Here is a 508-nt window from a genome sequence, read left to right as displayed (position 1 = left end):
CGGGCGGCGAGCAGCAGATGCTGGCGATGTCGCGCGCGATTCTTTCCAAGCCGAAGCTGCTGCTGCTCGACGAGCCGTCGATGGGGCTGTCGCCGATCATGGTCGAGAAGATCTTCGAAGTGGTGCGGACGATCTCGAAGGAGGGCATCACGGTGCTGCTGGTCGAGCAGAACGCGCGGCTCGCGCTGCAGGCAGCTGACCGCGGCTATGTGATGGACTCCGGCACGGTCACGATGGAAGGCGAAGCGAAGCAGATGCTCGACGATCCGAAGGTGCGGGCCGCGTACCTCGGTGAATGAGTGGGCGAATGAGTGGGCGAATAGGCGGTCTCAGCCGATTTCGGATTTATGTATGGGAATGCAGATGAAAATCCTGGTGCCTGTGAAAAGAGTGGTCGATTACAACGTGAAGGTCCGCGTGAAGTCGGACAACACGGGCGTCGACATCGCGAACGTGAAGATGTCGATGAACCCGTTCGACGAAATTGCGGTGGAAGAAGCCGTGCGCC

The 508-nt window shown here is 60.0% G+C and carries 2 pseudogenes; both read left to right on the top strand.

Going from position 1 to position 508, the window contains the following annotated elements:
* Positions 1–299: pseudogene (locus G3N94_RS42010) on the top strand (ABC transporter ATP-binding protein); the annotation flags it as partial.
* Positions 300–363: 64 nt separating this feature from the next.
* Positions 364–508 (top strand): annotated as a pseudogene (locus G3N94_RS42005) (electron transfer flavoprotein subunit beta/FixA family protein); the annotation flags it as partial.

The organism is Burkholderia sp. Ac-20353 (assembly GCF_017104785.1).
In the GTDB taxonomy this organism is placed as follows: domain Bacteria; phylum Pseudomonadota; class Gammaproteobacteria; order Burkholderiales; family Burkholderiaceae; genus Burkholderia.
This window is presented reverse-complemented; position numbering and strand designations above follow the sequence as displayed.